The 11,050-nt window shown below is 54.1% G+C and carries 12 protein-coding genes and 2 pseudogenes; 6 read left to right on the top strand and 8 right to left on the bottom strand.

Going from position 1 to position 11,050, the window contains the following annotated elements; all coding sequences use genetic code 11:
* Nucleotides 1–158: pseudogene (locus H6F43_RS08850) on the bottom strand (protein-glutamate O-methyltransferase CheR); the annotation flags it as partial.
* Between the two features lie 174 nt (nucleotides 159–332).
* Between H6F43_RS08850 and queF the strand changes: the two are divergent.
* The 3 genes from queF (at nucleotide 333) to H6F43_RS08835 (ending at nucleotide 2,255) form a co-directional block, all read left to right on the top strand.
* Nucleotides 333–752, top strand: a complete 420-nt coding sequence (queF, locus tag H6F43_RS08845) for a preQ(1) synthase (protein WP_190342429.1) — start codon at nucleotides 333–335, stop codon at nucleotides 750–752.
* Nucleotides 753–935: 183 nt separating this feature from the next.
* Nucleotides 936–1,697 (top strand): DUF3891 family protein, encoded by a 762-nt coding sequence (locus tag H6F43_RS08840; RefSeq protein WP_190342428.1) that lies wholly within the window; start codon nucleotides 936–938, stop codon nucleotides 1,695–1,697.
* 9 nt (nucleotides 1,698–1,706) lie between these two features.
* A complete protein-coding gene (locus tag H6F43_RS08835; RefSeq protein WP_190342427.1) occupies nucleotides 1,707–2,255 on the top strand; it encodes a GAF domain-containing protein in 549 nt (182 codons plus the stop codon).
* Nucleotides 2,256–2,262: 7 nt separating this feature from the next.
* Here H6F43_RS08835 and H6F43_RS08830 read toward each other — a convergent pair whose 3' ends face one another.
* Nucleotides 2,263–2,625, bottom strand: a complete 363-nt coding sequence (locus H6F43_RS08830) for a VOC family protein (RefSeq protein WP_190342426.1) — start codon at nucleotides 2,623–2,625, stop codon at nucleotides 2,263–2,265.
* 90 nt (nucleotides 2,626–2,715) lie between these two features.
* Nucleotides 2,716–3,732, bottom strand: a complete 1,017-nt coding sequence (locus H6F43_RS08825) for a hypothetical protein (protein ID WP_190342425.1) — start codon at nucleotides 3,730–3,732, stop codon at nucleotides 2,716–2,718.
* 109 nt (nucleotides 3,733–3,841) lie between these two features.
* Here H6F43_RS08825 and H6F43_RS08820 point away from each other — a divergent pair, with 109 nt between their 5' ends.
* Nucleotides 3,842–4,411: a YIP1 family protein gene (locus tag H6F43_RS08820; protein WP_190342424.1), complete on the top strand. Its 570-nt coding sequence runs from the start codon at nucleotides 3,842–3,844 to the stop codon at nucleotides 4,409–4,411.
* Nucleotides 4,412–4,543: 132 nt separating this feature from the next.
* Here the strand turns inward: H6F43_RS08820 and H6F43_RS08815 are convergent, their stop codons facing one another.
* From H6F43_RS08815 to leuS, 3 genes are all read right to left on the bottom strand, one after another.
* Nucleotides 4,544–4,999: a GNAT family N-acetyltransferase gene (locus H6F43_RS08815; RefSeq protein WP_190342423.1), complete on the bottom strand. Its 456-nt coding sequence runs from the start codon at nucleotides 4,997–4,999 to the stop codon at nucleotides 4,544–4,546.
* A 250-nt stretch (nucleotides 5,000–5,249) separates the two neighbouring features.
* Nucleotides 5,250–6,233 carry an aldo/keto reductase family protein gene (locus H6F43_RS08810; protein ID WP_190342422.1) on the bottom strand — a complete coding sequence of 328 codons (984 nt, stop codon included), beginning with the start codon at nucleotides 6,231–6,233 and terminating at the stop codon, nucleotides 5,250–5,252.
* A 166-nt stretch (nucleotides 6,234–6,399) separates the two neighbouring features.
* Nucleotides 6,400–8,973: a leucine--tRNA ligase gene (leuS, locus tag H6F43_RS08805; protein WP_347272388.1), complete on the bottom strand. Its 2,574-nt coding sequence runs from the start codon at nucleotides 8,971–8,973 to the stop codon at nucleotides 6,400–6,402.
* A gap of 118 nt (nucleotides 8,974–9,091) precedes the next feature.
* On the opposite strand from leuS, the gene H6F43_RS08800 reads away from it, so the two are divergent.
* The gene (locus tag H6F43_RS08800; protein WP_242025442.1) at nucleotides 9,092–9,634 is read left to right on the top strand and encodes an NUDIX hydrolase; all 543 of its coding nucleotides are present in this window, start codon (nucleotides 9,092–9,094) and stop codon (nucleotides 9,632–9,634) included.
* A gap of 10 nt (nucleotides 9,635–9,644) precedes the next feature.
* On the opposite strand, the gene H6F43_RS08795 is transcribed toward H6F43_RS08800, so the two are convergent.
* Nucleotides 9,645–9,896: a hypothetical protein gene (locus H6F43_RS08795; RefSeq protein WP_190342420.1), complete on the bottom strand. Its 252-nt coding sequence runs from the start codon at nucleotides 9,894–9,896 to the stop codon at nucleotides 9,645–9,647.
* Between the two features lie 124 nt (nucleotides 9,897–10,020).
* Here H6F43_RS08795 and H6F43_RS08790 point away from each other — a divergent pair, with 124 nt between their 5' ends.
* Nucleotides 10,021–10,269: a helix-turn-helix transcriptional regulator gene (locus H6F43_RS08790; RefSeq protein ID WP_190342419.1), complete on the top strand. Its 249-nt coding sequence runs from the start codon at nucleotides 10,021–10,023 to the stop codon at nucleotides 10,267–10,269.
* 112 nt (nucleotides 10,270–10,381) lie between these two features.
* Here H6F43_RS08790 and H6F43_RS08785 read toward each other — a convergent pair.
* Nucleotides 10,382–11,050 (bottom strand): annotated as a pseudogene (locus H6F43_RS08785) (RNA helicase); the annotation flags it as partial.

Raw genomic sequence — 11,050 nt, 5'->3', positions numbered from 1 at the left:
AGTGCTGAAATCGTGCTCAACCCCTCAGATAGCATCACTCTACGAACCCGTCGCTTAAGCGAGGATGGCGCATAGTTGCGAAAGTCAAATCCGTAGTAGCGATAAATACCCTCGGTTAACAACTGAACTTCGATATCCTCCAACTTTGGGGTGACCACGATCGCCTACACTTCGACATACTTATTAGGGAGGATAACGTGCAGAAATCACGATCGAGCACTGCCTTGAGATAGAAAACCGCAGGGCGAGCAATTGCAGACTGACTGCTCTCTGCCAATGTACCGCGTGCGGCTGTATCTTAGAATCGAGAAAAGTCATGTTACCGATGCATCATGAGCCAGTCCCCTATCCCCCCCATCACAGACGACGCACTGCAAGCTGCCGAGCCAAAATACGGTGAGCGTCTGATTGCCGAAGGCAATTTAATCACGTTTCCCAATCCGCGAGTGGGACGACGCTACAGCATTAACATTACGCTGCCAGAGTTTACCTGCAAATGCCCATTCTCTGGATATCCTGACTTTGCCACTATCTGCGTTACCTATGTCCCGAACCTGCGCGTGGTGGAATTGAAGGCGCTGAAGCTGTACATCAATAGCTATCGCGATCGCTACATTTCGCATGAGGAATCCATCAACCAGATTCTTGATGACTTTATTGCCGCCTGCGATCCGCTAGAAGCCAAAATTACTGGAGACTTTACCCCGCGTGGCAATGTCCATACCGTGGTCGAGGTCGAGCACCGCAAATAGGTATTCACAAACTAGTTCAGTCACAAACTCTACCAGGCGACGGATTTGAGAGGCCCGATCGCTTTTGTAAGGTATGTAACAGTTGTTTACAATTGGCTGTGCTGGCGAGACGCTCGGCGATCGCCGCCGGTCACTGTTTGTAGCGTTTAATTTGCGGCGTTTAAGCGCTAGGAGCGTTCTATTGTGATTGTGAGTCTTACTCAGAGCGGGTGGCGGGTTATCTACCACCGTGCCCATGCACTACTGGCAGCGCAGCTAGCCGGACAATGGAGCAGAGAAAATGCACCACCTCGGCTGTACGAGACGTTAGCCGCGATTTCTCACCACGACGATTTGGAGAAAGAGTGGGAGCACGACATTTTGACCGAGGCGGGTGCGCCAAAAGATTTCATGCTTGAATCGAGCACCTCGTATGACCTGCTGCGAAAGCACCTAGAGCGATCGCTCTATCGGAGTCGCTGGGTAGCCCTGCTCAACTCAATGCACATGACGCGGCTAAACGCAGCCAGCCGAGGCAAGTCCGAAGAAGCTGACACCTTTCTCGCTGAGCAAGCGCAAAACCAACAGCGCTGGCGCGAGGAGTTAGAAATCTCTCAAGAAGATGCAGACAGCGCTTACGCCTTTATGCAATGGTGCGATCGCCTCTCGCTAATTCTGTGTCAGCAAGAGCTTCCGGCAGACGAGCGCGCCCTCGAAATCAGCAAAGGACTCGACGGAAAGCGCTACGACGTTCTTCAGTACAACAATGAGCTAGTGACAGTGCAGCCGTGGTGCTTTGAGGACGATCGTTTTACCGTAAATGTGGAAGCCTCATTGCTGAATCAAGTCAAATTTGAGGACAACGATGAGCTGATCGACGCGCTCAAGCAAGCCCCTCGAATACTGCTGGAATGGACGTTCGTTAAAGACAACAACAGCACGATGAAAGAAGATCCGTTGAGTTAGAGGGTACCAATGTCTGATTGTTTGCCGTCCACGATCGCGCAGTTGCTCGATACATTTCAGAGACCGGAGTCGCTGTTCTCGGCGCTGATGCCTGCACTGGGAACGTTTTTGCAGTGTGATCGCTGCTTTCTCTACCTGCGTGATCCGCAAACCCGTTTGGGGCGGGTGCCCTTTGTCTGGGTACGATCGTCCGAAATTCCTACCGTCTTTGATGCCGACTGGAAGCTAGAGCCAGCCTCGCTCGGCGATGAAGACCCCATGTTTGCAGCAGCCCTGCGGACTGCCCCCTCGATCTTTGTAGAGGATGTAGAGACCGCGAGTTCCGACGTACTGAATCGCCAGTTCGAGCAAGAAAACTTTGGGCACCGGGCGCTGATTCACGCGCATCTCAGCTACGAGGGACAGCTTTGGGGCGTGTTGCAGCCGTCTGTGTTTGGACGATCGCGCTCGTGGACCGACAGCGAGCGGCAGGCGATCGATCAGCTTGTGCCAGCGATTACGCCTATGGCGGTTTCGTATGTCAACGCCAACAAGCCACAGCGCGCGCCGACCGCTTAGGCACAGCTCACCCTTGGCTCAGTTCGATCACGTTGCCATCGGGGTCGCGGGTAAATAGTGCCGCTCGACCCGATGCGCTAACCTGCATCGGGCAGCCAGAATCTAGCAGCCGCGCTTTTGCGTCGTCTAAATTCTCTACCAAGAACGCGATATGCGGGTTTCGTCCCCATTTGTCTGGGTTGTAGAGGCTGTCGGCGATCGTGTCCGCCGTCATGAGGTGAATCTGAAAGCCGCCAACTTCGTACCATGCACCGGGAAATCGGAGGGCGCGATCAATCTTTTTCAAGCCCAGTACGGTGCCGTAGAAGTGCTCTGCTTGCGGTAAATCTGTCACCAGCAGCGCAACATGAAGACAGCGAGTAATCGTCATACGACAGTGATCCTGTAGCGAAGTCGTCAGATGTACTCAGACTAACAGCTAAGCGATTTGTGGGTGAATGATGGACCAACCCAATTCACTCTACTGAGCTACACAGGGGTTTGAACTACGCGGCGTCGTGCTCCAGATAGGAAGCTGATTCACAACTTGCAGCGTTAGCTCAACATACGTGGTATTTGGCGGTTGGGCGATCGCGGAGCCAAAGTATCCCTCCGGCCCATCGTGGGCATGAGAACCAGTGCTCAGCGAGGTATAGCATCCCCGCTGGCGGGCTTGATTAAACGGAGAAGTTACTGTCCAGTTCCACCGCGAAGCGAACACAACTTGGCTGATATCTTCTATCCAGTCTCGTTCACCTTGCAAATGATAAACATGGGTGACTGAATCAAAGCCGTTGGTTCCATCAAAGACCCCGCCCGCCGAAACAACAACGATTTGGGCATTGAGCTGCTGCTTTAGATAGGATGCAGCACCGAGAGCAACCTGCGCTCCTCCACTTGTGCCAATTAAGACCAGCTTGAGTGGCTGTTGGGTGCGGGGAAGCGGCTGGGCAGCATTCATCCGATCGACTACTGCATCAGCGATGCCCCGGTTGTAGACGGGACCATAGCGATCGTCGGCAGAAATCGCAAACCGCCAAAGATTGCGGATTTTAATTAAAACATCTGCATTCTTCAGCCACCCCTTTGCCCCCTCTGCTCTGCGCCACATCGGAGCCAGCAGTCGCTCCCCCGTCAAATCTTTGTTTGCTGCCGAATAGGGAAACACATCCCGCACAGTGACGCAGTTGGGATGCTGCTTGGCTAAGCGATCTAAAAACCAATGCTCTGCCGGAGCTAATTGATCCGCAGAAAATTCTCCAACCCCTGGCAGAAACACAATGTAGCAGTCGATCGAAGACCGCGTGGAGGACGGGCGATCGCGCTCGTCAGGCGGCTGTTGCTTCTTCAAGCTTAGACGCTCGGCGTAGTTTAACCACCACACGAGCGTTCCTACAGGCGACACGGTGCCCCACACGAGCAAAATTACCCCAGCCAGCATTAGGAGCCGGAGAGAGCCACTCCGCAAACTACTGCCGATGTGTTGAATGAACCGCATAGTGAACCGAACCGTTTTAGCACCTGTCGCTGGCGATCTGACTCGCGCTATTCTGTGTTTTATACGGATACTAGTTCCGTCGTCATCTCTCGTTTGCTAGAACCAGTCTGTGAGCCAGCCTTCGTCTCGTCCAACGTTTTGGGCAACTCTATGGAACGCCCTGCGGTTAAACGCCCGCTTCTACGAAACGGCTGACACCACAGCCAAAAACCGTCGCATTGCGCGAGCGATCGTCCTGCTGGCGGGGCTGTCTCACATGCTGGGTAGCGCAGTGATTCTGCTGTTTAACCGTGCAACTCTGCCGCTGCTGCTGGTGGCTCTGCTGCTGGATGGTTTAAGTATCGTTGTAGGCTACTATTTCTGGACGTTTCTGGTGTTGAAGGTTGGGCAGTGGCTGAAGCCGATCGACCCCACCTATCAAGATCTGCTCAGCCCGATCGGATTTGCCTACGCGCCTCAAGTGCTGAACTTTCTAACGCTGATTCCGCTGCTGGGACGACCGATCGAGTTGATTCTTTCGGTTTGGAGTTTGCTTGCGGTGATTGTGGCTGTGCGGGAGGGTTTGGACATCCGCACTCGCCGTGCCACGTTGATTTGCCTGCTCGGCTGGATACCGATCCAAATCGCGATCGGCTTGGTCCAAGTTCTAGAACAGCAGTTGGTTAATCAAACTGCGTGAGCGGAATTTGGAATTCGAAGTTCGGAATTCGGAGTTCGGAATTGCAGGCGATCGCCTCAAATTAGCGGCTGTCAACCGTCCGCCTGCATCTGAATTGTTGGGCGGATCGCTACCCACCTAACCATTTCTAGATTACAATTCACGTCGCATCACAAGTTCGCCGTTCTCTTCTTTTCCGGTGTAAACAAAGCCCATCTTCTCGTAGAACGGACCGGGACCACCTTTTGCTGGAACACAACTTGTTTCGACTGCATTCGCTCCAGGGCGCGTCTTGACGTGTGCGAAGAACAACTTCAGCGCCTTTCGCCCGTACCCACGCCCCTGGTATTGCTCACCTATCATAAAGCGCCACAGAAAGTACTCTTGCTGAGCTACGTTGTCTTCCAACATCAAAAATCCGGCTGGCACATCACTAGCGTAGATCGCGCGGAACCAAGCAACCTCTGGATTAAAATGCGCTTCTGCAATAGACATGGCGTTGGAGGTCACGAACTGCTCTTGGTACGGGGCTACTTTTAAGCGGACAATATCACGCCAGTTTTCCTTAGTTATCTCGCGTAGCGTTACTTCAAGTTCAGCCTTGGCCATACAGAGTATTCTCCCTAAACCATGCCTTTCAAGAATAATTTCTTACTGAGTAACACAAGCGATACCGTAACTGCCGCCCAACGATTTTGTCAACGGTTTATCGTTTGATTGGTCGCTGTAATATCAGTTCTCTAAATTCCAGCTACAGAGCAAACCACTAAACCGTAGGTAGACTCGATCTGCTGCAATTACGAATTACGAACTACGAATTACGAATTGCTATAAGTTCTGCGCCATTGTGCAGGCATCACTAGCCGCCGACCGTGAGACGATCGCTGCTTGCCATCTCCAAAACTTCTTCGATGGATTGGAGAGCCATAGCAGATAGCTGCTTGCCGGACGCGCCGACATTTTCTTCCACTTGGGCAGGTTTGCTGGCACCGATAATGACGCTGCTAAGTTCTGGATTGCGGAGACACCATGCTAGCGCCAGTTGGCTCAGGCTCAGACCCTCCTGCTCCGCCAGAGGCAGCAGTCGCTGCACCTTGAGCAATTGCTGTTGGTCTAACTGACCGTTATTCAAAAACATATTTTGGCTCGGGTCGCCAGCGCGCGAGCCTTCCGGCAGTGGTTGACCCGGTTTGTATTTTCCAGTCAGCAAGCCTTGCGCCAGAGGCGAGTAGTTGATGATGCCAATCCCTTCTCGACGGCAGAGCGGTAGCACCTCTGATTCGATCGTTCGGTCAAACAGGTTGTAGCGGGGTTGGTCAGAGGCGATCGGCGTTAAGCCTGCCAACCGCGTCAAATCAGCCGCGTGAGCAAGCTGTCCGGCGCTCCACCCAGACACTCCGTAGTAAAGGATTTTGCCCTGCTGCACCAGATGGTCGAATGCCATCAGCGTTTCTGCCAGAGGCACATGTGGATCATACCGGTGCGCCTGATAGAGGTCGATGTAGTCTAGACCCAAGCGTTTGAGGCTGGCATTGCACTGCTCCACAATATGTTTGCGCGAAAGTCCACGATCGTTCGGTCCGTCCCCCATTGGAAAATAGACTTTGGTTGCGAGAACGTAGGACTCACGCGGATACTGCCGCAGCACCGTTCCAACAATTTTTTCGGCTTCTCCTCGCGCATATACGTTTGCGGTATCAAAGAAGTTGATGCCCAAATCGTATGCCCGCTCGATGCAGCTTCTAGCGGCTTCTTCGGCGATCGCACCTCCGTAGGTCAGCCACGACCCCAAACAAATTTCGGAAACGCGAATGCCGTGTTTCCCTAAATGCCGATATTCCATGAATTGTCTCCGTAGATGAGCCGCATCGCTGTGTCTCTGTTGAAGCAAAAGGAGCGATCGATGCTTCTCACGCTAGCTCGATTGCCGCATCGGCTCGTCATACCGCAGTCGCAACTTGCTTTAACTTTCTGCGTTACTTTTCCTGGGGTTGGATGCGAGTGAATTGCTACCCGACAACGAAATTGACCAGCTTTCCGGGCACGACAATCACCTTTTTGATCTCCTTGCCGTCGATGAACTTGCGAGCAAGCTCTGACTCGCGAGCGTAGCTCTCTAACTCGCTCTTGCTGTTCGCCGCTTGAACCGGAACCGCGATCGTGCCCTTGGTTTTGCCGAGGATCTGAATCACGATCGTCGCTTCATCCGCCACCAGCGCCGCTTCATCTGCATTCAGCCACGGCTGCGTATGAATTGAGTCTGTGTGTCTTAAACTGTGCCACAGTTCTTCTGCAAGATGCGGCGCAAACGGAGCCAGCAGAATCAGTAGCGCATGAATGCCCTCAGCGTACACGGGCGACTCTTTGCAGGAGGCATCCGTGAGCGCATTGCTCAGCTTCATCAACTCCGACACCGCCGTGTTGAACTGGTACTCACCCTGTAGATCGTCAGTGACTTCTTTGATCGCCGTATGAATTGCCCGACGCAGATCTTTTTCAGGCTTGGATTCTGAGGGTTGAGTTTTGGATTCTGAATTCTGAATTCTGAATTCAGTAACTAAGCGCCAAACGCGATTCAAGAAGCGGAACTGTCCTTCTACGTCGGCGTCTTCCCACTCCAGATCTTTCTCTGGCGGAGCCTTAAACAGAATAAACATTCGCGCGGTGTCTGCGCCGTACTTCGAGACAACCTCGCCCGGAGCCACACCGTTGTACTTGGACTTGGACATCTTTTCGTAAACGACTTCCAGCGGTTCTCCCGTTTCTGGATCGGTAGGGTTCGCAGCGTCCGCCACATTCATCGGAATCACATACTTGCCCGATCGAGGATTCTTGTACGTCTTGCCCTGCACCATCCCCTGAGTCAATAAGCGCTGGAAGGGTTCGTCAAAGCTAAGCAAGCCTCTATCTCGCAGCACCTTGGTAAAGAAGCGCGAATACAGCAGATGCAAAATCGCGTGCTCGATGCCGCCGACGTATTGATCCACAGGCATCCAGTCGTTCGTTTTTGCTGGGTCGAACGCTTGCTGTTCGTTCCGCGCATCTGGATAGCGCAAAAAATACCATGAGGAATCGATGAACGTGTCCATCGTGTCAGTCTCGCGCTTCGCGGGCGTGTTGCAGGTGGGGCAGGGCACGTTGATCCAGTCATCTAGCTTCGCCAATGGAGATGGACCGCGCCCAGAAAACGCCACGTCTTCCGGCAGCGTCACGGGTAGCTGCGCATCGGGAACCGGAACTGCACCACAGTTGGGGCAGTGGACGATCGGAATCGGTGCGCCCCAATAGCGCTGCCGCGAAATCAGCCAGTCGCGCAAGCGATAGTTTACCGTGCCCTTGCCTTTGCCGTTTGCCTCTAACCACTGAACGGCAGCTTCGACGCTTTGCCCCGCCTCTTTGCCCGCAGGCACGCCATCCAGCGGACCGGAGTTGACCATCACGCCCGCACCCGCATGAGCCATTGTCATTGCAGCCGCGTCGATCGACTGATCTGCGGGCTGCACGACGACCTTGATCGGCAAATTGAATTTGCGGGCGAACTCAAAGTCGCGCTGGTCGTGAGCGGGCACCGCCATAATTGCCCCTGTCCCGTAGTCCATCAGCACGTAGTCGGCAATCCAAATCGGAATGGCTTCGCCGTTAACGGGATTGGTTGCGTAGCTGCCCGTCCAGACTCCTGTTTTCTCTTGCCCTTCAGCGGTGCGATCGATCTCACTCTTCGCTGCCGCTGCTGATTGATACGCCTGAATCGCCTCGGCTTGTTCTGGTGCCGTCAGTTTTTTAACCAGCGGATGCTCTGGCGACAGCACCATAAAGGTTGCGCCCCACAGCGTATCTGGGCGCGTTGTAAACACGACAATGTCGTCGCCCGCTTCGGTTTGAAACGTGACTTGGGCACCGATCGATCTCCCGATCCAGTTCGCCTGCATCAATCGGACTTTTTCGGGCCATCCGGTCAGCTTGTCTAAGTCGGTGAGGAGCTGTTCGGCGTAGTCGGTAATTTTGAAGAACCACTGGCGCAGCAGCTTCCGCTCCACCATCGCGCCCGATCGCCACGATCGTCCTTCGCTGTCTACCTGCTCGTTTGCCAGCACGGTTTGGTCGATCGGGTCCCAATTTACCGTCGCTTCTTTCTGGTACGCCAAGCCCATCTGAAAGAATTGCAGGAAAATCCACTGCGTCCAGCGGTAGTAGTCGGGCGAACAGGTGGCGACCTCGCGTTCCCAGTCAAACGAGATGCCCAACTGATCGAGCTGCTGGTGCATCTGGGCGATGTTTTCGTAAGTCCACTTAGCGGGATGGATGCCGCGTTCGATCGCTGCATTTTCCGCAGGCAGCCCAAAGGCGTCCCAGCCCATCGGGTTCAGAACGCGATAGCCCTGCATCCGCCGGACGCGAGCAATGACATCGACGATCGTATAGACGCGGACGTGTCCCATGTGCAGGTTGCCCGACGGATAGGGAAACATGGACAGCGCGTAGAACTTGGGTTTGCTGGTGTCCTCAGACGTGCGGTGAAGCTGCTGCTCTGCCCAAGCGGCTTGCCATTTTTCCTCGATCGAGGCGGGGTTGTAACGGTCCACGAACCCTACTCCTGCTAGTCTCAGTAATTTCTCTGCTCCGCTATTGTGGCACATTCCCTCTGCACGCGATGGGGGACTAACAGGCTATGACTGGTATGAACATCACCCCGCAGCACCCATGACTGATGTGCCTCATTTCCAAGAATCAGGACGAGTGAACCCGACGCATCCAGACGATCGCCTGCCGGAGGATGTCTACACGCGATCGCTCGATTATCTGGTATTCGCCTGTGTCGATCTGGTATTTACCGCTGGTTCACAGATGCTACTGGCAAAGCGGAAGACACTGCCGCGGGCGTCGTGGTGGATTGTGGGTGGCAGAATGGCAGCCGGGGAATCTCCTAAGGAAGCGGCGAGGCGAAAAGCCGCTAAAGAGGCACGGTTAGAGGGGCTGAGCGACGATCGCTTTCGCTACGTTGGTGTCTACTCAACCTGTTTTGCAACCCGCCAGCAGCCACCTCAGCAGCATGGCTCTCACAGCCTCAACCTTACGTTTCAGGTGGAGCTGACTGTAGAAGAACAACAGCGGATGACGCTGCGATCGGATGAGTACGACACTTGGCAATGGGTAGAGCGGAGCGAGGTCAGCGCGTTGCTGAACGCGAATGATGGACTGGATGAAGCGCTGCTGCAAGTAATTGGGGATTTAGCGCCTGTTTGATTCGGCGTGGTCACTGCAAGTTCAACCGTTTTGTCGCCACGCTCATCTGCTTGCCTGTGATGGGTTCCGGCTGCAACGGACTCCACTCGTGCACCTGAGCAAACTCTTTGACGTAGAGCGTCTGAATGATTTGGGTGACGCCCGCTCTGGAACCGATCAGAATAATCCGCACGGCGTCTCGATCGCGCTTGTACTCGGCTGGCGTACTGGCAGTAGGCGGTGTGGAGTCAGCGCGATCATCAATAAATTCTTCAGCAGCCATCTGTGTAGCTCCTTTTGATTGTGGTCGTTGTAGACAACATATCAGATGTGGTCGCTACAGACAACATTTACGGCGCGATCCTCCTCTGACACGATCGCTTTACTGCACGGGTGCAAATAACTGCATGGGAAGAGCCAACCAAGCACTCAAGCGAGTTTTAGAGGCTTACAAAATTAGTCAAAACAGCTTAGCAGTTGCTTTAGGGATCGATCGCTCTGCGGTGTTCAAGTGGGTTCATGAGCAGCGAGAACCGAGTTCAGACACGATCGTTGAGATTACTAAGGCACTCAAGCAGATGAATTCTGAAGCCGCGAAAGAATTCGTTCGGCTTTATCTGGGGGAAATTGTTGAATCGGACGATCGGCAAGAGTGAGTTAGAAAATCACTGCACCCTGTTAATCGCCAGTCATGCGGGTCACTATATAAACCGTTCTACCCTGGTGATTTTGAGTGTGCCACTAAAGTTCATGGGTTACAGGGACGCACTACTCAATGCTTTCGTTGACGGGGAAGCGATCGATCAACTGAATCGCTCGATAGGCATTCGCTTTCAATTCGGTCGATACATGCGGCACATGTGGCACCTGCGACAGAAAATCGAGCGTCCGGCGCAGCAGTCGCACCACATCTCCCTCATCCAAACTCGTATTGGCACACAGTTCCAGCCAATCTACCCCCAGCGCCCACTGCTCCACCAAGCCCACTAGCTCGTGCTCTAACCACACAGGCAGCATCACCTGATGCCGTCGCTGAAGTTGGAACAGCTTTCGCCGAATGCCGCGCAGTCCGCCCAACGCTTCTTCAACTTGGCTCGACAGGTCGTAGCGCGTCCAGCTATCTGGACGGGATACCTCTGTCACCAGTGCTGCAAACGCCGCCGCAAACTGGTGCGGATCCAGAGAGTCTAACTCACCCGACCTCAGCGCCAGCCCCAACCACAGTTCATTGTCGCCTCGAATTGCCGCTACGCTTTGACCCAGCGGAGTCGGAATGGGTTCGTCGCTCGCTTGCCCGCCGTTCGTAGCTTGTGGTGACCCCGGACCGACGCCCGACCATTCCAGACAGCCAAAGTGCTGCAAAATGTCAATCAGGCTGACAAACTCCTCCCAGTGCCGCTGCGACTGACGACTCAGCTTTTCTTGCCGATCGTCCAG

It is taken from the genome of Leptolyngbya sp. FACHB-36 (assembly GCF_014695955.1).
GTDB lineage: Bacteria > Cyanobacteriota > Cyanobacteriia > Leptolyngbyales > Leptolyngbyaceae > FACHB-36.
This window is presented reverse-complemented; position numbering and strand designations above follow the sequence as displayed.

Bases quoted from the DNA above. Each gene is read 5' to 3' on its own strand.
- queF (WP_190342429.1), top strand. From the start codon at position 333: ATGAGCCAGTCCCCTATCCCCCCCATCACAGACGACGCACTGCAAGCT.
- H6F43_RS08830 (WP_190342426.1), bottom strand. From the start codon at position 2,625: ATGACGATTACTCGCTGTCTTCATGTTGCGCTGCTGGTGACAGATTTA.
- H6F43_RS08835 (WP_190342427.1), top strand. From the start codon at position 1,707: ATGTCTGATTGTTTGCCGTCCACGATCGCGCAGTTGCTCGATACATTT.
- H6F43_RS08815 (WP_190342423.1), bottom strand. From the start codon at position 4,999: ATGGCCAAGGCTGAACTTGAAGTAACGCTACGCGAGATAACTAAGGAA.
- H6F43_RS08825 (WP_190342425.1), bottom strand. From the start codon at position 3,732: ATGCGGTTCATTCAACACATCGGCAGTAGTTTGCGGAGTGGCTCTCTC.
- H6F43_RS08790 (WP_190342419.1), top strand. From the start codon at position 10,021: ATGGGAAGAGCCAACCAAGCACTCAAGCGAGTTTTAGAGGCTTACAAA.
- H6F43_RS08810 (WP_190342422.1), bottom strand. From the start codon at position 6,233: ATGGAATATCGGCATTTAGGGAAACACGGCATTCGCGTTTCCGAAATT.
- H6F43_RS08795 (WP_190342420.1), bottom strand. From the start codon at position 9,896: ATGGCTGCTGAAGAATTTATTGATGATCGCGCTGACTCCACACCGCCT.
- H6F43_RS08800 (WP_242025442.1), top strand. From the start codon at position 9,092: ATGACTGATGTGCCTCATTTCCAAGAATCAGGACGAGTGAACCCGACG.